General features: G+C 71.3%; 21 protein-coding genes and 1 pseudogene. 12 read left to right on the top strand and 10 right to left on the bottom strand.

Annotated features, from left to right (window positions below):
• Positions 1 to 55: 55 nt before the first annotated feature.
• Positions 56 to 886, top strand: coding sequence for a uracil-DNA glycosylase (locus CGQ25_RS13080; protein WP_208710315.1), 831 nt, complete (start codon positions 56 to 58; stop codon positions 884 to 886).
• A 65-nt stretch (positions 887 to 951) separates the two neighbouring features.
• Here the strand turns inward: CGQ25_RS13080 and CGQ25_RS13075 are convergent, their stop codons facing one another.
• Together CGQ25_RS13075 and CGQ25_RS13070 are read right to left on the bottom strand one after the other, a co-directional pair.
• Entirely contained in the window at positions 952 to 1,590 is a 639-nt protein-coding gene (locus CGQ25_RS13075) for a TrkA family potassium uptake protein (protein WP_208713080.1), read from the bottom strand.
• A 52-nt stretch (positions 1,591 to 1,642) separates the two neighbouring features.
• Complete coding sequence (locus CGQ25_RS13070; protein WP_208710314.1) at positions 1,643 to 3,055, bottom strand: TrkH family potassium uptake protein; 1,413 nt, start codon at positions 3,053 to 3,055, stop codon at positions 1,643 to 1,645.
• A 119-nt stretch (positions 3,056 to 3,174) separates the two neighbouring features.
• Between CGQ25_RS13070 and CGQ25_RS13065 the strand changes: the two genes are divergently transcribed.
• Together CGQ25_RS13065 and CGQ25_RS13060 are read left to right on the top strand one after the other, a co-directional pair.
• Entirely contained in the window at positions 3,175 to 4,416 is a 1,242-nt protein-coding gene (locus tag CGQ25_RS13065) for an acetoin utilization protein AcuC (RefSeq protein ID WP_208710313.1), read from the top strand.
• Positions 4,417 to 4,487: 71 nt separating this feature from the next.
• Positions 4,488 to 5,201, top strand: a complete 714-nt coding sequence (locus CGQ25_RS13060) for a helix-turn-helix transcriptional regulator (RefSeq protein ID WP_208710312.1) — start codon at positions 4,488 to 4,490, stop codon at positions 5,199 to 5,201.
• Positions 5,202 to 5,734: 533 nt separating this feature from the next.
• Here the strand turns inward: CGQ25_RS13060 and CGQ25_RS13055 are convergent.
• On the bottom strand, positions 5,735 to 6,463 hold the full coding sequence (locus CGQ25_RS13055) for an IclR family transcriptional regulator (protein ID WP_369802332.1): 729 nt from the start codon (positions 6,461 to 6,463) through the stop codon (positions 5,735 to 5,737).
• Positions 6,464 to 6,679: 216 nt separating this feature from the next.
• On the opposite strand from CGQ25_RS13055, the gene CGQ25_RS13050 reads away from it, so the two are divergent.
• The 3 genes and pseudogenes from CGQ25_RS13050 to CGQ25_RS13040 form a co-directional block, all read left to right on the top strand.
• On the top strand, positions 6,680 to 7,396 hold the full coding sequence (locus CGQ25_RS13050; protein ID WP_208710311.1) for a CoA transferase subunit A: 717 nt from the start codon (positions 6,680 to 6,682) through the stop codon (positions 7,394 to 7,396).
• A 115-nt stretch (positions 7,397 to 7,511) separates the two neighbouring features.
• Positions 7,512 to 8,210 carry a CoA transferase subunit B gene (locus CGQ25_RS13045; RefSeq protein ID WP_208710310.1) on the top strand — a complete coding sequence of 233 codons (699 nt, stop codon included), beginning with the start codon at positions 7,512 to 7,514 and terminating at the stop codon, positions 8,208 to 8,210.
• Positions 8,210 to 8,665: pseudogene (locus tag CGQ25_RS13040) on the top strand (thiolase domain-containing protein); the annotation flags it as partial. The gene CGQ25_RS13045 and the pseudogene CGQ25_RS13040, both read left to right, overlap by 1 nt.
• 166 nt (positions 8,666 to 8,831) lie before the next feature.
• Here the strand turns inward: CGQ25_RS13040 and CGQ25_RS13035 are convergent.
• The 4 genes from CGQ25_RS13035 to CGQ25_RS13020 all read right to left on the bottom strand — a co-directional run bounded on the left by CGQ25_RS13035 (position 8,832) and on the right by CGQ25_RS13020 (position 13,132).
• Positions 8,832 to 9,863 carry a YihY/virulence factor BrkB family protein gene (locus CGQ25_RS13035; protein ID WP_208713078.1) on the bottom strand — a complete coding sequence of 344 codons (1,032 nt, stop codon included), beginning with the start codon at positions 9,861 to 9,863 and terminating at the stop codon, positions 8,832 to 8,834.
• Positions 9,864 to 9,963: 100 nt separating this feature from the next.
• Entirely contained in the window at positions 9,964 to 10,656 is a 693-nt protein-coding gene (locus CGQ25_RS13030; protein WP_208710308.1) for a nucleoside/nucleotide kinase family protein, read from the bottom strand.
• A gap of 497 nt (positions 10,657 to 11,153) precedes the next feature.
• The gene (locus CGQ25_RS13025) at positions 11,154 to 11,876 is read right to left on the bottom strand and encodes an ANTAR domain-containing protein (RefSeq protein ID WP_208710307.1); all 723 of its coding nucleotides are present in this window, start codon (positions 11,874 to 11,876) and stop codon (positions 11,154 to 11,156) included.
• A gap of 236 nt (positions 11,877 to 12,112) precedes the next feature.
• Complete coding sequence (locus CGQ25_RS13020) at positions 12,113 to 13,132, bottom strand: LacI family DNA-binding transcriptional regulator (protein ID WP_208710306.1); 1,020 nt, start codon at positions 13,130 to 13,132, stop codon at positions 12,113 to 12,115.
• A gap of 131 nt (positions 13,133 to 13,263) precedes the next feature.
• Between CGQ25_RS13020 and gdhA the strand changes: the two genes are divergently transcribed.
• The 4 genes from gdhA (at position 13,264) to CGQ25_RS13000 (ending at position 16,424) form a co-directional block, all read left to right on the top strand.
• Positions 13,264 to 14,604 carry an NADP-specific glutamate dehydrogenase gene (gdhA, locus tag CGQ25_RS13015; RefSeq protein ID WP_208710305.1) on the top strand — a complete coding sequence of 447 codons (1,341 nt, stop codon included), beginning with the start codon at positions 13,264 to 13,266 and terminating at the stop codon, positions 14,602 to 14,604.
• A gap of 242 nt (positions 14,605 to 14,846) precedes the next feature.
• Positions 14,847 to 15,992 (top strand): 3-deoxy-7-phosphoheptulonate synthase, encoded by a 1,146-nt coding sequence (locus tag CGQ25_RS13010; RefSeq protein WP_208710304.1) that lies wholly within the window; start codon positions 14,847 to 14,849, stop codon positions 15,990 to 15,992.
• A 10-nt stretch (positions 15,993 to 16,002) separates the two neighbouring features.
• A complete protein-coding gene (locus CGQ25_RS13005) occupies positions 16,003 to 16,212 on the top strand; it encodes a helix-turn-helix domain-containing protein (protein WP_208710303.1) in 210 nt (69 codons plus the stop codon).
• 113 nt (positions 16,213 to 16,325) lie between these two features.
• Positions 16,326 to 16,424 carry a 30S ribosomal protein bS22 gene (locus tag CGQ25_RS13000; RefSeq protein WP_003792170.1) on the top strand — a complete coding sequence of 33 codons (99 nt, stop codon included), beginning with the start codon at positions 16,326 to 16,328 and terminating at the stop codon, positions 16,422 to 16,424.
• Between the two features lie 154 nt (positions 16,425 to 16,578).
• Here the strand turns inward: CGQ25_RS13000 and CGQ25_RS12995 are convergent, their stop codons facing one another.
• A complete protein-coding gene (locus tag CGQ25_RS12995; RefSeq protein WP_208710302.1) occupies positions 16,579 to 17,388 on the bottom strand; it encodes an HAD family phosphatase in 810 nt (269 codons plus the stop codon).
• 54 nt (positions 17,389 to 17,442) lie between these two features.
• Between CGQ25_RS12995 and CGQ25_RS12990 the strand changes: the two genes are divergently transcribed.
• Together CGQ25_RS12990 and CGQ25_RS12985 are read left to right on the top strand one after the other, a co-directional pair.
• Complete coding sequence (locus CGQ25_RS12990) at positions 17,443 to 17,697, top strand: glutaredoxin family protein (protein WP_208710301.1); 255 nt, start codon at positions 17,443 to 17,445, stop codon at positions 17,695 to 17,697.
• Between the two features lie 153 nt (positions 17,698 to 17,850).
• Positions 17,851 to 18,594, top strand: a complete 744-nt coding sequence (locus CGQ25_RS12985) for a redox-sensing transcriptional repressor Rex (RefSeq protein WP_369802222.1) — start codon at positions 17,851 to 17,853, stop codon at positions 18,592 to 18,594.
• Between the two features lie 126 nt (positions 18,595 to 18,720).
• Here CGQ25_RS12985 and CGQ25_RS12980 read toward each other — a convergent pair whose 3' ends face one another.
• Both CGQ25_RS12980 and CGQ25_RS12975 read right to left on the bottom strand, forming a co-directional pair.
• Positions 18,721 to 19,389: a hypothetical protein gene (locus CGQ25_RS12980; protein ID WP_208710299.1), complete on the bottom strand. Its 669-nt coding sequence runs from the start codon at positions 19,387 to 19,389 to the stop codon at positions 18,721 to 18,723.
• Between the two features lie 4 nt (positions 19,390 to 19,393).
• On the bottom strand, positions 19,394 to 19,915 hold the full coding sequence (locus CGQ25_RS12975; RefSeq protein WP_208710298.1) for a hypothetical protein: 522 nt from the start codon (positions 19,913 to 19,915) through the stop codon (positions 19,394 to 19,396).
• Positions 19,916 to 20,265: the final 350 nt, after the last annotated feature.

Below are 20,265 nucleotides of genomic sequence, written 5' to 3'. Positions count from 1 at the left end.
GCCGCCCCGGCAGTGGCGGTCCAGCCGCGGTGGTCCCCGAGGCTACGGTGGAGCCATGCACGCCGAACCCCATCCGATCACGGGCCAGCCGTTCGACTCGCCCGTGCCGCCGGGAACGGGATGGCCGGGCGACCCGGCGACGGCGCAGACGCCCGTGGCGCACACCGCGGCTGAGGCCGCGCGCCTCGCGGCGTCGGCCTCCACGATCCGCGACCTGGATGCCCTCAGCTCGGTGTGCCGGGCGTGCCCGCGCCTGGTCACGTGGCGCGAGTCGGTGGCCGTCTCGGGGCGCCGGGCCGCCTTCGCCCATCAGCCGTACTGGGGCCGGCCGGGGCCCTCGTTCGGCGACCAGTCGGCGTCGCGCCTCATCGTGGGCCTGGCGCCGGCGGCGAACGGCACCAACCGGACGGGTCGGATGTTCACCGGCGACCGCTCCGGCGACTGGCTCTACGCGGCCCTGCACCGCACCGGCTTCGCGAACCAGCCCGCCTCCACGGGCGCCGGGGACGGGATGGTGCTCACCGGGGTCCGCATCGTCGCCTCAGTGCGGTGCGCTCCGCCCGAGAACCGGCCGACGCCGTCCGAGCTCGCCGCGTGCGGGCACTGGCTCGACCGCGACCTCGGGCTCACCGCCGCATCCCCGGGGCTCGACGCGGTCCTGGCCCTCGGGGGAGTGGCGTGGAACGCCGTGCTCGCCGCGGCCCGGCGCCTCGGCTGGACCGTGCCCCGGCCCAAGCCGCCGTTCGGGCATGGCGCCGAGGCACGGCTCGGCCTGCCGAACGGCGGCGAGGTGCGGCTCCTCGGCTGCTACCACGTGAGCCCGCACAACACCTCGACCCGCAGGCTCACCGAGGAGATGCTCGACGCCGTGCTCCGCCGCCTCTGACTGCAACCGCCGCCGGCGGGCGGCAGCCGGCCACGCGCCGTCGTGCGGGACAGGGGTGGTACAGCCTATGGCCGTGCGGCGAACCGCTCGAGCAGGTCCACGTGGCCGGACACGATCAGCATGTCCCGGCTCGTGACCTTGGTGTGCGGCTGCGCGTACGTGAAGTCCTCGCCGGGGCTCTTCACGCCGACGATGGTCACGCCGTACTTCGAGCGCACCGCCGATTCGGCCAGCGTGAAGCCCTGGGTCTCCTTGGGCGGGTACATCTTCACGATGGCGAAGTCGTCGTCGAACTCGATGAAGTCGAGCATGCGCCCGCTCACGAGGTGCGCGGCGCGCACGCCGGCGTCCGCCTCGGGATAGATCACGTGGTTCGCTCCGATGCGGGCGAGGATCTTGCCGTGCGAGGGAGTGATCGCCTTCACCCACAGGTGCTCGATCCCGAGGTCCACGAGGTTCGCCGTGATCAGCACCGAAGACTCGATCGAGGTGCCCACCCCCACCACCGCGGACTGGAACTCCTGGGCGCCCAGCTGCCGGAGCGCGTCGATGTTCGTCGCGTCGGCCTGCACCACATGCGTGAGCGTCCCCGACCACTTCTGGACGAGGTCGACGTCGCGCTCGATCGCGAGGACCTCGCGGCCCTGCTTCACGAGCTGCTCCGCGGTGGCGGACCCGAACCGGCCCAGGCCGACCACGAGCACGGGCGCGTTGGGATTGGGGCGGCGGCTCGCGGCCGCTGCAGAGGTAGTGGGATTAGCCAATGATCGGCCTCTCTTCCGGGTAGTGGTACAGCTGGATGCGCTGGCGGACCGCGAGGGCGGAGGCGAGGGTGATCGTGCCGAGGCGGCCGGCGATCATCAGCCCCGTCAGGACGTACATGCCGGCCGGCGGGGACTCGGCGCTCAGGCCGGAGCTCAGCCCACAGGTCGCGAAGGCGGAGATGACCTCGAACAGGACCCTGTCGAGGGACTGCTGGGTGATCGCGGACATGAGGAACGAGCCCACGAGCACGAGGGTCGCTCCGGCGACGATGACGGAGATCGCGACCCGCAGCGCGCTCTGGGGGATGGTCCGGCCGTAGACCTTCACGTCGGAGTCGCCCCGGCCCTCGGCCACGATGGCCAGGAACAGAACGGCGATGGTCGTGACCTTGATGCCGCCGGCGGTCGACGCCGAGCCGCCGCCGGCGAACATGAGCGCGTCGGTCAGCAGCTGCGTGGTGCCCTCCATCTGGTTCTGGTCCACGAGGTTGAAGCCGCAGGAACGCGTCATGATCGACGCGAAGACGGCATGGATGAGCTTGTCGCCCACTCCCATGGCGCCGATGGTGCGCGGGTTGTCCCATTCCATCCAGCCCCACAGCACGCTCCCGACCAGGACCAGGATCGCCGAGACCTGGATTGTCAGCTTCACATGGAGGGTCCACTTGGACCAGCGCAGCCCGGACTGGCGCAGCCCGAGGATCACGGGGAAGCCGAGCGATCCCACGAAGGCTCCGACGGACAGCGGCACGAGGATCCAGAGGTCCTCCTCGTACGGGACGATCCCGTCGGAGTGCGGCGTGAAGCCCGCGTTGTTGAACGAGGAGATGGAGTAGAAGACCCCGTGCCACACCGCCTGCCACCAGTCCTCGCCCAGGCTCAGGAACCTCCCCGTGAGCACGACGGCGAGTGAGCCCTCGATCACGACCGACGTGATGATGACGATCCGCAGCAGCTCGCCGACCTCCCCGAGGCGGCTCGAGTTGTTCAGCGCCTCCTGGGCGATGAGCTTGCTGCGCAGGCCCAGCCGGCGGCTCACCATGAGGGTCAGGAGCGAGGCGATCGTGAGGGTTCCGAGGCCTCCGACGAAGATGGCCAGCAGGATCACGAACTGGCCGAAGAACGACCAGTGCACCGCCGTCGAGACGACCGTGAGGCCCGTGACGCACACCGCGGACGCGGCCGTGAACAGGGCCTCGTGCAGAGGCGTGACCGCGCCGTCGGCCGCCGATACCGGAAGGGAGAGCAGGAAGGTGAAGACGACGATCACGACGGCGAACGCCAGCATCGCGAGGCGGGCGGGGGAGGACGCGGCGAGCCGGTCGACGACGTCGCGCAGCCCCGTGAGCGGACCGAGGCCCTCCCGGTCAGGGGCTGGATGCCATGTCGGCGGGGTCTCGGGCATGGAATGCGCGTCCTGTGGAGGTCCGGGCAGCCCGGGTGCCGGGCGGCGCTACGTGTCACAGTAAACCACCAACCGCCCGCGGGAGCGGGACGCGGAGGCCCTTCCGGTAGCCTAGGCGCATGTCCGAAGGTGCACCGCCGCAGCAGGCTCCGACGTCTGCGAGCGCCGTGGTCCGGACGGAGTACGCCACCCGCGTGGTCTGGGGCGAGGACCTCCTCGAGTACAACTTCGGCAAGCACCACCCCATGAGCCCCACCCGCCTCGACCTCACGGCCCGCCTGTGCCGGGACCTGGGCCTGTTCGGCCTCCCGCGGGTGAGTGTCGCCGAGCCCTATGTCGCCTCCGACGACGAGCTCGCCACCGTTCACACGCGCGAGTACGTCGCCGCCGTCCGCCGTGTGAGCGCCGACCCGCACCGGCCCGAGCCGGAACGCGGCCTCGGGACCGAGGACGATCCGGCGTTCGCCGGGATGCACGAGGCGAGCGCCCGCATCGTGGGAGGCTCCCTCGTCGCCGCGGAGGCGATCCTCGAGGGCTCCGCGGTCCACGCGGTGAACTTCGCCGGCGGCATGCACCATGCCGCGGCGGACCGGGGCTCGGGCTTCTGCATCTACAACGACGCCGCGGCCGCGGTCCAGCGGCTGCTGGACCGGGGCGTGGGGCGCGTCCTGTACGTCGACGTCGACGCCCACCACGGCGACGGCACCGAGCGGATCTTCTGGGACGAGCCGCGGGTCATGACCATCTCGCTCCACGAGAGCGGCCTGACGCTCTTCCCCGGGACGGGCTTCCCGAGCGAGGTCGGCGGACCCGGGGCGGAGGGCACGGCGGTCAACGTGGCCCTGCCCGCCGGGACGCGCGACGCCGGGTGGCTGCGCGCGTTCCACGCCGTCGTCCCGCCGCTCGTGGAGGCTTTCCGGCCGGAGGTGATCGTCAGCCAGCACGGCTGCGACGCCCACCACCTCGACCCCCTGACCAACCTCAAGGTCACCGTCGACGCCCAGCGGGAGCTGGCACTGTCCGTCTCTGCCCTGGCCCGGCGGTTCTGCGAGGGCCGGTGGATCGCCACCGGCGGGGGCGGGTACGAGGTCGTGCAGGTAGTGCCGCGGGCGTGGGCCCATCTCGTGGGCATCGCCGCCGGCCACCCGGTCCACCTGCAGACGCCTACGCCGCAGCCGTGGCGCGACTACGTCCGCGAACGGTACGGGAAGGACGCCCCGACCCTGATGGGGGAGGGCGCGGACACCTGGTGGCGTTCGTGGGAAATCGGCTTCAACCCGAACGATCCGGTGGACCGTGCGGTGATGGCCACGCGCAAGGAGGTCTTCCCCCTGCACGGCCTCGACCCGTGGTTCGACTGAGCGTGTGGAGCAGGCGGCAGGGTCTGGCGGCAGGGTCAAAGGGGGCGCTCGACAGTGGGTAGGCTGGAGGCATGGTGACTGACATCTTCGCCGTCATCGCGGACCGCACCCGCCGGGACATCCTGGAAACGCTGCGGTCGGGGGACAAGGCGGTGGGCGAACTCGTCGAGGCGCTGGCTGCGAGCCAGCCGACGGTGTCCAAGCACCTCAAGGTCCTCCGTGACGCCGGCCTCGTCACCACCCGCGCCCAGGGACAGAAGCGGTACTACACGCTCCGCCTCGAGCCGCTCGACGACGTCGGCGCCTGGCTCGCCGGCCTGCGCACGACGCCGGAGTCCCCGGCCCCCGACGCATCCTCGTCCGCCGCGGCGGCCGGGGATGGCGCGCGGGGTCGGGACCTCGCCTTCGCAGGCGGCGTTGCTCTGGCGGACGCCACGGTTGCGGACGCTGCCTTCGCGGCTGCGGACGGCCGGCAGGCTGACGACGGCCTCGTTGCCGAGGACACCCCGGCGAGCCCGACGGGCCGTCCGGAACCGGCGGCTGAGGTCCCCGGGGCCCCGCTGGCAGGGACCGAGCCGGTCGAGGCGACCACGACGACCGGCGACGAGCTCGTCCTGGTGCCGGCCGCCGTCGTGCCCGCCCCGGTCCAGAAGCCCTCGGCCGCGGGCGACCACAGCCGGCCCGCCCAGATCCAGCGGACGGTGGAGCGTACCGTGGAGCGCGCTGCCGCCCGCGCCACCGAGATCATGGCGAACCTGCCGAAGTTCGGGCGGCGGAGCAAGTAGACGCTAGGGTCTTTCGGCCCTGTCTCGGGCCCGGCAATTCGGCGATTCTGTGGAAGACGCCCTCCGTCGGTGACGGAGGCCGAACCGCGCATGCGACAAGGGACCGAGGACGTCCCGCAGTCCTGCTCGGCGACGCGACGTCGCCTCGCCTCAGGCCTCAACCCCCGGTCCACTGCCCACGACCGTGACGCCCTCCCGGGCCCGACCGAAGCCGAGGACTGAGAACATGCATCGAGCCACCGCCCGTCCGTCCGCCGCCCAGCGCCCCGCCGGTCCCCACACGGGCGGCCCCCACGCTGCCGGGCCTCACCCGGGTGAAGGGGGACTCGTGCTGCCGCACCGCGCTGAGCCGCACCCTCAGAGGTCTCGGGAGCGCCGGGCCCACGGGCGCGGGCTGGAGAGCCTGGTGCAGGCCGGGCTCAGCCACGAGGACGCGCAGGCCCAGATGGTCCGGCTTGCAGCGGGAGACGTCTGGGGAGGCTGACCCCCACGGCGTCCGCGCGCCCGCGCCGGTGCCCGCGTCCCGGCCTGGTTCAGGGCCTGGGCGCGGCGATCGCGGTCGAGAGCCTGTGGGCCTCCGCCAGGAGCAGTTCGCCGAGCTCCTCGCGCCGCCCGGGCCGGAAGCGCGGCTCGATGCCCGTGAGCGACAGGGCCCAGGCAGGGCGCCCGGCCGGGTCGAACACCGCTGCCCCGAGGCCGTAGGACCCTTCCACGACGAGTCCCGGATTCACCGAGTAGCCCAGCTCGCGCGTCTGGGCCAGCCGATCCCGCAGGGGGCCCGCCGCGTGGGTGGGCCCGAAGCGCTCGGTGCGATCGCCGTCGTCGTCGATGATCGCCTCCGCCTCCGCCTCGGGCAGGAAGGCGAGGATCGCGATGCCCGCCGACGCCACGCCGAGCGGGAAGCGCACGCCCTCGTACAGCACGAACGAGCGGACGGGGAAGCTGCCCTCTTCCCGGGCCAGGCAGACGGTCTCCTCGCCACGGCGGATCGAGAGGAATGCGGATTCGCCGGTGGCCTCGGCGAGCCGGCGCAGGGCGGGCCGGGCGAGGTGCTCGACGGCGAAGCGTCCGGCTGCGACCGTGCCCATGACGTAGAGCTCGGGGCCGAGGTGCCATCGGCCGGTTGCCTCGTCGAGGTCGAGGAGCCCGTTCGCGGCCAGGGCCTTGAGGAGCCGGTGGACCGTCGGGCGGGAGAGCCCCGAGGCGCGGACGATTCCCGGGAGCGAGAGGCCGGTGCCGCCCGCCTTCGCCACGATGCGCATCAGCAGGGCAACCCGTCCCACCACCTGCGTGCCCTGGATATCGCTCACGGTGCGCTCCTCCCGGAAATCAGCCACATTGTGGACAGTCTACGGGCGGACTGCCACCACGTGAACAGTCGTGCTGCGCGATGGTTGTGACGCAGGCGACATCCTGCCTAGGCTCGCTCATCAGATCGGTCCACAACGTGGATAAACCGTCAGCTCGAGGAGGAGCACATGCCCATGCTGCACACCGACGCCACCGAGGCCCTGGCGGGAGCGCTCGCCGACGGGATGACGCTCGCCGTCGGAGGCTTCGGCCTCAGCGGGATCCCCGCTGACCTCATCGACGCCGTCCGCGACTCGGGGGTCCGGGACCTCACCGTCGTCTCGAACAACATGGGCGTCGACGGGAAGGGCCTGGGCGTCCTCATCGAGGCCGGCCAGGTCGCGAAGGTCATCGCGAGCTATGTCGGGGAGAACAGGCTCTTCGCCGAGCAGTACCTCGCCGGACAGCTCGAGGTCGAGTTCACCCCGCAGGGCACCCTCGCCGAGCGGCTCCGCGCGGGCGGCGCCGGCATCCCGGCCTTCTACACGAAGACCGGCGTGGGCACCCTCGTCGCGGACGGCAAGCCGCACGAGACGTTCGACGGCGAGCTGTACGTGCGGGAGCGGGGGATCGTGGCCGACGTCGCGCTCGTCCACGCGCACACCGCGGACACCGCGGGCAACCTCGTCTACCGCTACACCGCCCGGAACTTCAACCCCGTCGTCGCGACGGCAGGCCGGCTCACCGTGGCCGAGGCAGAGCACATCGTGCCCGCCGGGGAGCTGGACCCGAACCACGTCGTCACCCCCGGCGTCTACGTCCAGCGGCTCGTCCAGGCCACGGAGCGCGTGAAGCACATCGAGCGGGTGACGACGCGCCCTAGGCCCGCGGCCCTCGCTGGCTGACCCGCCATCTGTGGGTCACCTCCTGGGGGTCACCTCACGCGACACCCAGAAGGTGACCCCCAGAAGGTGACCTTCAAACCTCACTGACAGACTTCGACTTCCCAAGGAGACCTCCATGCCCTGGACCCGCGACGAGATGGCGGCCATCGCCGCCACCGAGCTTTCCGACGGCGACTACGTGAACCTCGGGATCGGCATCCCGACCCTCGTGGCCAACCACCTGCCTGACGGCGTGACCGTGCACCTGCAGAGCGAGAACGGCCTGCTCGGCATGGGCCCGTTCCCCTACGAGGGCGACGAGGACGCCGACCTCATCAACGCTGGCAAGCAGACCGTGACCATCCTTCCCGGCGGCTCCATCTTCGACTCGGCGACGAGCTTCGGCATGATCCGCGGCGGACACGTCAAGGTGGCGATCCTCGGCGCCATGCAGGTCTCCGCTTCCGGCGACCTCGCCAACTGGCAGATCCCCGGGAAGATGGTCAAGGGCATGGGCGGAGCGATGGACCTCGTCGCGGGGACGCCCCGCGTCGTCGTGCTCACCGAGCATGTCGCCAAGGACGGCACCCCCAAGATCGTCGCCGACTGCACGCTCCCGCTCACGGGAGTCGGCGTCGTGGACCGCATCGTGACGGACCTCGCGGTCTTCGACGTGGTGACGGCGCACGACGGCGCGCGGCGGCTGACGCTCGCGCGGCTCGCCCCCGGCGTCGGGATCGAGGAGCTGCGGGGGAAGACGGGCGCTGCCTTCGACGTCGATTTCGAGGCCGACGCCGCAGCGGGCGCCGAGGCCCTCGCGGAGGCGACCCGCTGATGCCGCTCAAGGACCAGTTCGGAACCGACGTCCTCATCGCCGGGTGGGGCCACACGAGGTTCGGCAAGCTCGAGGGCGAAACGCTGGAATCGCTCCTCGTTGCGGCGGCAGGCGAGGCCATCGCGAACTCCGGGCTCGAGCCCGGCCAGATCGACGAGGTCTATGTGGGCACCTACAACGCAGGCATGGTTCCGCTCGCCTTCGCCTCCTCGCTCGCGCTGCAGGTCTCGGACGAGCTGGCGAACGTACCCGCGACCCGCGTGGAGAACGCCTTCGCGTCCGGGTCCGGGGCGTTCCAGCAGGGCGTCAAGGCGCTCCTGGCGGGGACGGCCCGCAAGGTGCTCGTGATCGGGGCCGAGAAGATGACCGCGGCCGGGCCCGAGGCCGTGGGCGCCGCGCTGCTGGGCGCGGGCTACGAGTCGGCGGGCCACCCGTCGCGCACGGGCTTCACCGGCTGCCCGAGGCCAGGCGGGCGGCGGTGCACAACATGGGCGGCCTTGCGATCGCGAACTATGTGAGCGTGCTCGAGGCGGTCTGACACGGCTGGGGCCCGCCCCGATCCCCCACCGTGGGGGACCGGGGCGGGCCCCGAGGCAGTCCTGAACGGGCTCGCGCCTGCTCCTACTCCGCCGGCCGCTCCCCGCGGTTCTCGCGCAGGGCCTCGCCATCGCGGATGATCTGCTCCTCCTGCTTCTGCCGCTTGTCCGAGGCCTTGGTGTCCTTCGGGGGAAGCTGGAGCGTCTTCTCCGCCTCCATGCCGGCCTGGAGCTCGCGCCCACGCTCGACCTCGGCGTCGAACTCCGCACCGAAGAGCAGGGACATGTTCAGGAGCCAGACCCACAGGAGCAGGATGATGACGCCACCGAGCGCCCCGTAGGTCTTGTTGTAGTTGGCGAAGTTGGCCACGTAGAAACCGAACCCGGCCGTGGCGATCGCGAAGACCAGGAGCGCGATCAGGGAACCGAGGCTCATCCAGCGGAACTTCGGCTGGCGCACGTTCGGCGTGAAGTAGTACAGGACCGCGATGAGCGAGATCGCGAGGGCGATGGCGACAGGCCACTTGGCGATGTCCCAGACCATCACTGCCACGTCGCCGAGCCCGATGGCGCCGCCCACGGCCTTGGCCACCGGCCCGCTGAGCACCAGCATCGCCGAGACGACGGCCGCGACGACGACGCCGGCGACCGTCACGCCGAGCATGGTCCCGCGCAGCTTGATGAAGGGCCGGCCCTCGTCGATCTCGTAGATCCGGTTCATGGCACGGCCGAACGCTCCTACATAGCCCGAGGCGGACCAGAGAGCGCCCACGACGCCGCCGACGAGCGCGAGGCCGGCGGCGGGGCTGTGGACGAGCTCCTCGATCGGCTTGCGGACCGTGTCAGCCGTCGATCCCGGCGCCACACTCTCGATGATGTCCATCACGCCGTTGGTCGTCGTCTCGGCCTGCCCGAAGAGGCCCAGGAGGGAGACCAGCGCGAGAAGCGCTGGGAAGAGGGAGAGGATGCCGTAGTAGGTCAGGGCCGCGGCGAGGTCGGGGCACTGGTCGCGGCTGAACTCGCGGAACGTCTTCTTGACGATGAACTTCCACGAGGGCTTGGTGACCTTGGGCGGACTCTTCGGCTTCCGGGAGTCGTTCGGGTCCGGCGCCGTCATCTCCTTGTCGGTGCTTGCGGTGCTCGAGGTGTTCGCGTTGTCTGACGCTCCGGTTCTGCCGGACGTGCTGGCGCTCGCCGAATGTCGCTGGCTCACAGGATCACTCCTTCGAGGGACGGTTACACGTCCACTCCCCCAAGGGGCCCCACCTGAAACCGCCCCGCTGTCCCACAACCAGGTCCGCGCGGCGCCTCGTGGCTTCCACCAGCCGGGCGTTGGCCTCGTCTGAGCGGAGCACCCATTCCCGCGCGTCCTCCGGCGTCTTGCCGAACTGGACATGGCGGGCGATGAGCCGGTCCCGCCGCAGGGCGGGATCCGCGTCCACGTACCAGACTTCACGCATCCAGGACCGCGCGGCAGCCCACGGGGGGTCCTCGAGGAGCAGGTAGTTCCCTTCGGTGACCACAAGGCGCGTTTCGGGAGGGACGGCGATCGCCGCGGCGAGGGGCTGCTCGAGGTCGCGTTCGAACCCCGGGGCGTACACGACCGCGCCGCTGCCGGAGGCGAGCCGGCCCAGCAGCGCGGCGTAGCCGTCGGGGTCGAAGCTCTCGGGAGCGCCCTTGCGGTCCGCCAGCCCGAGCCGCCTGAGCTGGACGTCGGCGAGGTGGAACCCGTCCATCGGCACGTGGACGGCCCAGCGCTTCCCATGGCTATCCGTGAGGTTCCGGACCAGGTCCTCCGCGAGCGTCGTCTTGCCCGCCCCGGGCGGCCCGCAGATCCCGAGGATGGCCCGCCGTCGTCCATCGGCGGGGACGAGGGCTGTCGCGCGGCGGCTGAGCTCGCAGAGGTCCATGAGCCCATGATGGCTGGCTGTCCCGCCGTCCGCGCACCGGGGGTGGCCGAGAGCGGGATCCCGGTCATCCTGTGTGCTGGCTCCCCCTTGCCGCGAGGAACGCCGAGGTCTCCGGGCTGCAGCGTGAGGGGCTGCAGGACTCCGCGGACCGGCTGAAGCGTCAGGGCGAGGGCGCGCGCGTCCTTGAGCTCGGCCGCGGCGCGGTGGCTCCTCAGGCGCGTCGCGGCGTCGGACCAGAGCTCGTCTGCGGCGATGCGCGCCACCTCGGTCCAGGCCTGCTCCTCGTCGAGCCCGGCGTTCACGAGTGTTGCGTGGAGGCGGCCCCATCGTCCCGCGAGGTCCTCGTCGGTGGCCGGCCGCGGTGCAGACGCCGGGACATGGCTCGACGGGTGGGCCCGCAGCACAGCGGAGCGGCGTAGGCGAAAGGGCTGGCGGTCTGGATCTCTGGAGGGCCCAAAAGTCCCGCGTCCTGCCGCGCAGCCGCCGTCAGGACCGCCTCACTCGCTGAAAGCGGTCTCCGGCAGGGCGGGGTGGATACGCTGCACGAGCTCAGCGGCGACCGTGTGCAGCTTGACGTTGCGGTTGTTCGAGGCGCGCCGGAGGACATCGAAGGCCTCCGCGGCGGAGCAGCGGCTCTGCGCCATGATCACGCCGATCGCCACATCGATGACGGTGCGGTTCTGCATGGCCTGGGCGCGGTGCTCGGCGAGCTCGTTCCAGTCGCTGAGCCTCACGGCGAGCTGGAGAGCCCAGGAGGCCTGATTGCGCACACGTCCGACGACGGCCAGCAGCATGCGCCGCGCGTCGTCGTCGACCGGGTCGGTGCCCACGACGACGAGCGCCGCCGCCGCGGAGGAGCCCGCCGGGGTGGGAACCACGAGGAGGCCCGCGTCGACGCCCCACGCCATCCCCGAGGTCCAGGACGCGGGCAGGCGGGGCTCCATGGTCAGCTGGGAGCGCTCGAGGGCGGCGGCGAGCCGCTGGTCGTCGTCGGACAGCCGCTCCTCGACGACGGCCGCGAGCGCTTCGCTGCTGGCGCCGGTGATCGCGGGCCGGTTGCGGCGGCGGAGAATGAGGGCGCAGTCATGGGGCTCGAGGGCGGTCAACCGCCGGTGCGTCCTCTCCGCGAGCGCGGGGAGGAAGGCCGTGAGCGACGAGCATGCCAGCAGCAGGTGCATCAAGTCGTGCGTGGCGTCGTCGTTCTGAGGCCGGGCGGCCATTGGTGCGCTCCTTTAGGGCAGCAGCCACTGCGGGGGGCATGGCCGCGTGGATAGCGGATGCCCATTTCTTGAGCGCACGGGGGCCACGCGAGCGTTGCCCTGCGGATCATCTTTGACGAAGTGCGAGGACCGGTCAAATCGGGGGCCTGTGCTGTGAAGGGCGGTGACGGCGGCGTCGGCTCTCGGGATGTGACTCCCAGGAGGTGACCCTTCGAGGGAGGCGGGGGTCGGGCGCGTCAGGGGGCCGGCGCTGGCCCGGAGCTGGCCCTGGGCTCAAGCCGGGGCTTGATGTCGACGTCGGGCGGGGGCGCCTGGCCGTGGAGCAGCGCGGAGAGGCGGTCCCACGCCTGCTCGCCGAGCTGCGTCTGGGGGACCGACGCCGTCGTGAGGGCCGGCGACGTGTAGCGCGCGAAGGCGATGTCGTCGAAGCCGGTGACGGAGAGCTGCTCCGGGATCGCAACCCCGGCCTCGTGCAGCGCGCCGAGCAGGCCCATGGCCACGACGTCGTTGAAGCACACCGCAGCGGTCACGCCCGAGCGGAGCACCTCGTCCCGCACGGAGTAGCCGTCCTCGAACATCGCCCCGCAGGGGATCACCACGACCTCGGTCTTCGTTGCTTCGGGAAGGGGGTGGCCGAGGCCCTCGCGGCGGGCACGGTCCCCGGCGCTCGCGCTCGGTCCCGCGACGTAGGCGATGCGCCGGTGGCCCAGCTGGGCGAGGTGGGCGACCATCGCGCGGATGCCCGAGGCGTAGTCGACGGCGAGCACGGGCACGCCGGGGGTCCCCGCAGTCCGGTTGACGAGGACGACCGGTGCAAGATCGGGCAGGAGTTCCTCGAGCTGCGCGTTGTCCATGCGAGGCGCGACGAGCACGAGACCGTCGCACCGGCGTCGTGCCTCACGTGCGAGGATCACCTCCTCGGCGGGGTTCTCCACCGAGTCCGCGACGAGGACCCGGTAGCCCTCCCGGGCGGCGGCGCGCGAGAGGCCGCGGAGTGTCTCCTGGAACATGGGGTTCGCGAGGTCCGGCACCACGATCGCCACGGTCTGCGTGCGCCCGATGGCGAGGCTCCGAGCCACCGTGCTGGGGGAGTAGCTGAGCTTCGCCGCGGCGGCGCGGACGCGTTCCCCGATCGCCGGGTCCACCGTCGGGAGCCCGTTCATCACCCGGGACACGGTGGCCCGGGAAACTCCGGCCTCCGCGGCAACGTGGGCGATCGTGGCGCGGCCGGAAGCACGGGTGCTCGTGCGGGCCATGGAACCTCCGTCGGTGGGCTGCGCCCAGCTTAGCAACCGCGTTGCGGCCTGTGACGTGCCCGTTTCGTATCTGGAATACTTGCGGTGCCCGTGGGGTATACCGGGCATCGCACCGACAACGAAGGGTCACCATGCACGCGAAGCTGCTTGCCGCCCGGGACCAGGTTCTGGCCCGCAACCCAGGGGAGGTCGAGTTCCACCAGGCCGTGGACGAGGTCTTCGAGAGCCTCGGCCCAGTGATGGACCGGCACCCGGAGTTCGTCGAGGCGGCGGTGCTCGAGCGGCTCTGCGAGCCGGAACGGCAGATCATCTTCCGCGTGCCGTGGACCGACGACTCGGGCAAGGTCCAGATCAACCGCGGCTTCCGCGTCGAGTACAACTCCGCCCTCGGTCCCTACAAGGGCGGCCTCCGGTTCCACCCCTCGGTGTACCTCGGCATCGTCAAGTTCCTCGGCTTCGAGCAGATCTTCAAGAACGCCCTCACCGGCATGCCGATCGGCGGCGGCAAGGGCGGCTCCGACTTCGACCCCCGCGGGCGGTCCGACGCGGAGGTCATGCGGTTCTGCCAGTCCTTCATGACGGAGCTCTACCGCCACATCGGCGAGTACACGGACGTGCCCGCTGGGGACATCGGGGTGGGCGGTCGCGAGATCGGCTACCTGTTCGGCCAGTACAAGCGGATCACCAACCGTTACGAGTCCGGCGTGCTCACGGGCAAGGGGCTCTCCTGGGGCGGATCCCTCGTCCGCCCCGAGGCGACCGGCTACGGCACCGTGCTGTTCGCGAACGAGATGGCCAAGACCCGCGGGCGCAGCATCGAGGGCCGTCGCGTCGTCGTGTCCGGGTCCGGCAACGTCGCGATCTACGCGATCGCGAAGGCCCAGCAGCTCGGAGCGCAGGTCGTGGCGTGCTCGGACTCGTCCGGCTATGTGGTGGACGAGGACGGAATCGACCTCGACCTCCTCCGGCAGATCAAGGAAGTCGAGCGTGGGCGGCTCAAGGATTACGCCCTCCGCCGCGGCTCGGCTGTGGCCTACGTGGAGGGCGGAAGCGTCTGGGACGTCGACGCCGAGGTGGCGCTTCCCTGTGCGACCCAGAACGAGCTCGGCGAGGCTGCCGCAGTCCGTCTCGTCAAGGCCGGGGTGAAGGTGGTGGCCGAGGGTGCGAACATGCCGTCGACTCCCGAGGCGGTGGCGGTGTTCCAGAAGGCCGGCGTCCTGTTCGGTCCCGGGAAGGCGGCGAACGCGGGCGGGGTCGCGACGTCGGCCCTCGAGATGCAGCAGAACGCGAGCCGCGACTCGTGGACCTTCGAGCACACCGAGGAGCGGCTCAGCGAGATCATGGTCGGCATCCACGACCGCTGCGCCGCGACGGCGGAGGAATACGGGCAGCCCGGGAACTACGTGCTGGGCGCCAACATCGCCGGCTTCGTCAAGGTGGCCAAGGCAATGCTCGCCCAGGGCCTCATCTGATCGGCGGGTCAGCTGTCCACCATGCGGGCGCACGTTTGCGCTGCGGACGCGGCGCCCGCTATGGTGAGCGCATGATCAAGCGTTGGTATGCGTATTTTGCGTTGGCTCTGGAGGGCCAAGCGTAGGATTTCGCGTACCGACTCCAGAGCCAACAGGGCAGGGACCTCACGGTCCTTGCCCTTTGCCATTCCAGCGGCAGGCTCTGGTCCTTCGGGGCCTGTCACAGACAAGGACAGGACCCCATGAACCCGCTCACCGCAACAGCAGCCCCGGCAGCCGGCGTCGTCTCCTCGACGACCAACAACCTCCGCGTCGCCGAGTTCACCCCGCTCCCCACCCCGGGTGAGCTCCTGGCCGAGCTGCCGCTCGCCGGGGAGGCGCAGCGCACCGTGGCCCGCGGCCGCGACGAGGTGAGGGCCATCATGGACGGCCTCGACGACCGCCTCCTGGTGATCGTGGGCCCCTGCTCCATCCACGACCCCGAGGCGGGCCTCGACTACGCGCGGCGACTCGCCGCCGTCGCCCGCGACCTTCGCGAGGACATCCTCGTCGTCATGCGGACCTACTTCGAGAAGCCGCGGACCACGGTGGGCTGGAAGGGCCTCATCAACGACCCGCACCTCGACGGCAGCCACGACATCGCCGCCGGGCTCCGCGCCGCGCGGGAGTTCCTCCTCGGCGTGCTCGAGCTGGGCCTGCCCACCGCGACGGAGTTCCTCGAGCCCATCAGCCCGCAGTACACCGCAGACGCCATCGTGTGGGGCGCGGTCGGCGCCCGCACCACCGAGAGCCAGATCCACCGGCAGCTCGTCTCCGGCCTGTCCATGCCGGTCGGCTTCAAGAACGGGACTGACGGCGGCCTCCAGGTGGCGATCGACGCGTGCGGCGCCGCCTCCGCGCCTCAGGCGTTCCTGGGGATCGACGACGCCGGGCGCGCGTCGCTCGTCTCGACGGCCGGCAACGCCGACACCCACGTGATCCTCCGCGGGGGATCCGACGGCCCGAACTACTCGCCCCACCAGGTCCGGGCCGCCTCCACGGCGATGGCCGGCAAGGGCCTGAACCCCCGACTCATCGTGGACGCGAGCCACGCCAACAGCGGCAAGGACCACCACCGCCAGGCCGAGGTGGCCCTCGAGATCGGCGCCCAGCTTGCGAACGGGGGCGACGCGGCCGAGGCGGTGGCCGGCGTCATGCTCGAGAGCTTCCTCGTCGGCGGAGCCCAGGCGCTCGACGTCGTCGAGCACGCGGCCGGCCGCACACAGCTGGTCTACGGCCAGAGCGTGACCGACAAGTGCATGGAGTGGGACGTCACCCGGGAGGTCCTGGAGCGGCTCGCGGAAGCTGCCCGCACGCGCCGCGTTCACAGGAGCCACTCCAGCCACTAGAGTAATTTGCATGACTGCGATGGATTTCTCTTCCTCGCGTTTCCTCACCGTCGCTGAGGTCGCCGAGATGATGCGCGTGTCCAAGATGACGGTGTACCGGCTGGTCCACTCCGGGGAGATGCCGGCGGTGAGGTTCGGGCGGTCCTATCGGGTGCCCGAGGCGGCCGTCGAGCAGTACCTGAAGAACGCCGTGGTCGACGGCCGGAGCGAGACCGCCTGACGGGTACGGTATTCTGTTCAGGAACGTTTTACGTCACGTCACCAGCAGTTGGTTGAAGCCGCCCTGTGCGCGCGCCCGGCCAGCAGCCGGGACAACTACTGTAAGGAACTTACGTGGGTTCGGTTATCAAGAAGCGCCGCAAGCGCATGGCCAAGAAGAAGCACCGCAAGCTGCTCCGCAAGACTCGTCACCAGCGCCGCAACAAGAAGTAGCCGCGCCGCCCCCGCCCGGGGGCGCCAGTGACACGAGGCCCGTCCCCGCCCGGGGGCGGGCCTCGCTGCGTCCCCGCCGAGGTCACCCCGTGTGCCGCCGAGGTCACCCCGTGTGCCGCCGAGGTCACCCCGTCCCCGCGGTGCGTACGCTGCGCTACCTGCGCAGTCGGGCGTAGCCGCGCCAGAGGCCGTACGCGGCCCCTCCGACGGTGGCGAGCTTGAGCCCGAGGGTGGCGGCCTGCCGTCCCGAGCGGAAGTCGTAGATGGGCCAGTTGCGCGCATGGGCGTGCATGCGCAGCCGCGTGTCGGGATTGATCGCCACGGGATGCCCCACCATGGTCAGCAGCGGGATGTCGTTGTGCGAGTCGGAGTACGCCCAGCAGCTCCGCAGGTCGAGCCCCTCCCGCTCGGCGAGCTCGGCGACAGCCTCGGCCTTGGCCGACCCGTGCAGGATCTCGCCGACCAGCCGGCCCGTGTACGCTCCGCCCTCGATCTCGCCCACCGTTCCCAGCGCCCCGGTCAGGCCGAGCCGCTCTGCGATGACCGAGGCCACCTCGATCGGTGTGGCGGTGACGAGCCAGACCCGCCGGCCGATGCGGAGGTGCTGCTCGGCCAGGGCCTTCGTGCCGGGCCAGATGCGGGACTCGATGAACTCGTCGTACACCTCGTGCCCGAGGCTCCTGACGTCGTCGCTGAGAATCCCCGCGGCGAGGGACAGCGCCGAGGCCTGGATCGAGTGGATGTCCTTCAGGCTCTCGCCGCGGAAGATGAAGGCCGCCTGCTTCCACGCGAAGCCCAGGGCGTCGCGGAACGTGAAGGCCCCCCGCTCGTACATCTTGCGCCCCACGTGGAAGAGGCTCGCGCCCCGCATGAGGGTGTTGTCGACGTCGAAGAACGCCGCCTCCCCCGGCCGGTGGGGCTGTGCTGCGCGCACGCCGGCAGCCGTCTTCCTCTCCAAGGGCATGGTCCGAGTCTAGCGACGGGCCCCGCAGCGCGGCGGCGCGCTACCGTTGGTCGCATGCGCACGCCCGAGATCGTCCTCGTCACGAAGCACCAATGCCATCTCTGCGACGACGCGCGCGACGTCGTCACCCGCGTCGCCTCCGAGGCGGGGCTTGCCTGGGAGGAGCGCAGCATCGACGACGACGCCGCCCTCCACGACCGCTTCGCGGAGGAGGTTCCCGTGGTCCTCGTGGACGGGACCCAGCGCGACTTCTGGCGCATCGACGAGGCCCGCCTGCGCCGCATCGTGGAGGCCGCGCGGGCCGTGTGACGGGCTTGCCCCTGCAGGCCTCAGGGGCGCTGCGGGCCGCGTGCGCTTTTGGCCGAGCCCTCGCGGCGGTTCTAGAGTGGATGGGGCCGCCGAAGCGGCCGCGTGTGAGGGAAGATTCCGCGCGAGGGAATCGCGGGGGAATGAGGTGTGCAGGTGGCAGGACGGGCCCGGACGGGGAACGAGGGGCCTGCCGCTGCGCCCGACGGGAAGAGGCTCCCGCCTGCGGTGGTCGCCCGCCTCACCGTGTACCTGCGAGCCCTCAACACCTTCATCGCGGACGGCACCGAGCGAGTGTCCTCCGACGCCCTCGCCGACGCCTCCGGGGTGAGCTCGGCGACCCTCCGCAAGGACCTCTCCCAGCTGGGCTCCTACGGCACGCGCGGCGTCGGCTACGAGGTGGGGAACCTCGAGGAGCACATCTCGGCCGCTCTCGGCCTCACGCGCCACTGGCGGGTCGCGATCGTCGGCGCGGGCAACCTGGGTCGCGCGCTGGCCCGCTACGGCGGGTTCGGAACCCGCGGGTTCGACGTTGTGGCGCTGCTGGACACCGATCCTCAGATCATCGGCAACGAGGTCGGCTGGCTGCGGGTCTCCGACGCCGCCAACCTCGAGGCGATCTTCGACCGGACCCGCACGAACATGGCGGTGCTCGCGCTGCCGGCGTCGGTCGCGCAGACGGTGTGCGACCGCGTCGTCGCCGCCGGCGTCCGCAGCATCCTCAGCTTTGCCCCGACCATCCTGCAGGTTCCTGAGGGCGTGACCCTGCGGAAGGTGGACATGGCCACCGAGCTCCAGATCCTCGCCTACCACGCTCAGCGCGGGGAGTCGGGCGGTGAGAGCGGCCTGCCTGCACCGGCGCACGACGACGATGCCCACCCGGGCGGGGAATCCGCCTGACCACGGAGCACGATCTGGGCGCAGCCCGAAGAGCCCGCCCAGAGAACGCACGACGGCGGCACGCGCCTGGGGTGCCGGGCCCCGGCTGAGGCGTGGGCCGGCGTCGTGCGCTGGTGAGGCGGCAGGTCAGCGGAGGTATCCGCCCCCGAGCTTGGCAGCGCGCCGGGCTGCGACATAGCGGCTGGAGGACGGCAGCCACGAGACGACGACCGCTGCGAGGAAGAGGGCAACGGTCGCGAAGGAGACAGCGTAGGCCCCCGCCGGGAGGGGGAACATGAGCTGGGCGGGAAGGCCGAGGGCGGCCATGAGGGCGAAGGAGCCGACGGTGCTGAGCAGCGAGAGGCCGGCCCACACGGTGAGCAGGATGCGCACCCAGTTCATTCCGGCGCGCAGCCCCAGACCGAGCAGCACGGCGATGCCCGCACCGATGATCCCCGAGACCCACGCCATCGGCGTCATCATCGACGTGAACTGCTGCATGAAGCCCGGCGGGACGTTGCGGCCGCTCTGGGCAGCGGCCATCGCGATGCTGTCCCGCATGTACGCCTCGGCCCACTCGATGATGAAGGGGATGCTCAGGAGCGGCAGGACCCCGTACGCCACCATGAGCCAGAACGCTACGGTCAGGCTGACCGGCCGCTGCAGGCCGACCACGGGCATGCCCGGGAAGGTACCGCTCGGGAGCTGGCTCGGCCACGGTCCTTGGTACGAGCCCTGCGGGGGCATCGGCTGGTAGGCCGGAGGCTGGGGCTGCTGGCCTGAGGAGGGGTACGGGTTCCCGTGGGGCTGGGTCATGGCGTCACTGTCCGTAGGGGTTTCCGAGGGAGGGGCCCTTGGGCCCCGAGTACGGGTTGGCGAACTGGTTCTGCGCGGCGAGGAACGCCGTCACCGGCGACCGGAACAGGGCCACGATTGCCGCGACCGCGAGCGCGATCGTCACGAGGGCGAACAGGCCTCCCGAGAAGACGCTGCCGATGGTGAGGCACAGGAAGATGGTGCCGGTGGTGCGCGCCCAGCGTCTCCCCTTCGGGAGGAAGATCCCGCAGACGACCAGCACGGCGGCGTTGACGACCACGCACGCGAGGGCGAACCAGACGAATCCGCTGATGAACTGGCGGAACTGCGCGAAGGACATGCCCGACGACGACCCGCTCGCCTGGTCGTACAGCTCCCGAAGCGCGTCGGCCGGGATCGCCAGAGCCACGATGGTGGCGATCACGGCGATCACGAGCTCCGCCGCCGCCGTTGCGAACATGAGCACGGACGCCGACCGGACGGCAGACCGCTGCTGCTCTGGGGACGGGGCGCCGAAAGCTGCCATGGTGCCGTAGGGCGGAGGATACGCGGGCTGACTGTACTGGCCTTGGCCGTATTGGGGTGGCTGCTGCCCGTACTGCGGTTGGCCGTACGGGGGCTGCCCATACTGCGGTTGGCCGTACTGCGGCTGCCCGTACTGCGGCGGCTGCTGTCCGAACTGCGGTTGGCCGTACTGCGGCGGCTGCTGGCCCTCGTGCCCGGGAGCGTATTGACCGTAGCGGGGTGCGGGGCGGCCGGCTGTGCCCGGGCCCTGCTCGGGTGGATTGCCCGCGGGCTGTCCACCGGAGTCGCCAGTCTCCCGGCGCTCCGGCTGCTCGCTTCCGGGCGGGACGGAGGGCGTGCTCATGAGGGTCC

The organism is Sinomonas sp. R1AF57, assembly GCF_002224485.1.
Lineage (GTDB): Bacteria > Actinomycetota > Actinomycetes > Actinomycetales > Micrococcaceae > Sinomonas > Sinomonas flava.
Note: the sequence above shows the minus strand (reverse complement) of the source record. Positions and strands in the feature narration are given on the sequence as shown.

Bases quoted from the DNA above. Each gene is read 5' to 3' on its own strand.
- CGQ25_RS13035 (WP_208713078.1), bottom strand. From the start codon at position 9,863: ATGACGGCGCCGGACCCGAACGACTCCCGGAAGCCGAAGAGTCCGCCC.
- CGQ25_RS13020 (WP_208710306.1), bottom strand. From the start codon at position 13,132: ATGGCCCGCACGAGCACCCGTGCTTCCGGCCGCGCCACGATCGCCCAC.
- CGQ25_RS12975 (WP_208710298.1), bottom strand. From the start codon at position 19,915: ATGGCAGCTTTCGGCGCCCCGTCCCCAGAGCAGCAGCGGTCTGCCGTC.
- CGQ25_RS12980 (WP_208710299.1), bottom strand. From the start codon at position 19,389: ATGACCCAGCCCCACGGGAACCCGTACCCCTCCTCAGGCCAGCAGCCC.
- CGQ25_RS13065 (WP_208710313.1), top strand. From the start codon at position 3,175: ATGTCCGAAGGTGCACCGCCGCAGCAGGCTCCGACGTCTGCGAGCGCC.
- CGQ25_RS13060 (WP_208710312.1), top strand. From the start codon at position 4,488: ATGGTGACTGACATCTTCGCCGTCATCGCGGACCGCACCCGCCGGGAC.
- CGQ25_RS13080 (WP_208710315.1), top strand. From the start codon at position 56: ATGCACGCCGAACCCCATCCGATCACGGGCCAGCCGTTCGACTCGCCC.
- CGQ25_RS12995 (WP_208710302.1), bottom strand. From the start codon at position 17,388: ATGCCCTTGGAGAGGAAGACGGCTGCCGGCGTGCGCGCAGCACAGCCC.
- CGQ25_RS13050 (WP_208710311.1), top strand. From the start codon at position 6,680: ATGCCCATGCTGCACACCGACGCCACCGAGGCCCTGGCGGGAGCGCTC.
- CGQ25_RS13010 (WP_208710304.1), top strand. From the start codon at position 14,847: ATGAACCCGCTCACCGCAACAGCAGCCCCGGCAGCCGGCGTCGTCTCC.
- gdhA (WP_208710305.1), top strand. From the start codon at position 13,264: ATGCACGCGAAGCTGCTTGCCGCCCGGGACCAGGTTCTGGCCCGCAAC.
- CGQ25_RS13070 (WP_208710314.1), bottom strand. From the start codon at position 3,055: ATGCCCGAGACCCCGCCGACATGGCATCCAGCCCCTGACCGGGAGGGC.
- CGQ25_RS12990 (WP_208710301.1), top strand. From the start codon at position 17,443: ATGCGCACGCCCGAGATCGTCCTCGTCACGAAGCACCAATGCCATCTC.
- CGQ25_RS13005 (WP_208710303.1), top strand. From the start codon at position 16,003: ATGACTGCGATGGATTTCTCTTCCTCGCGTTTCCTCACCGTCGCTGAG.
- CGQ25_RS13055 (WP_369802332.1), bottom strand. From the start codon at position 6,463: ATGCGCATCGTGGCGAAGGCGGGCGGCACCGGCCTCTCGCTCCCGGGA.
- CGQ25_RS13045 (WP_208710310.1), top strand. From the start codon at position 7,512: ATGCCCTGGACCCGCGACGAGATGGCGGCCATCGCCGCCACCGAGCTT.
- CGQ25_RS13030 (WP_208710308.1), bottom strand. From the start codon at position 10,656: ATGGACCTCTGCGAGCTCAGCCGCCGCGCGACAGCCCTCGTCCCCGCC.
- CGQ25_RS13025 (WP_208710307.1), bottom strand. From the start codon at position 11,876: ATGGCCGCCCGGCCTCAGAACGACGACGCCACGCACGACTTGATGCAC.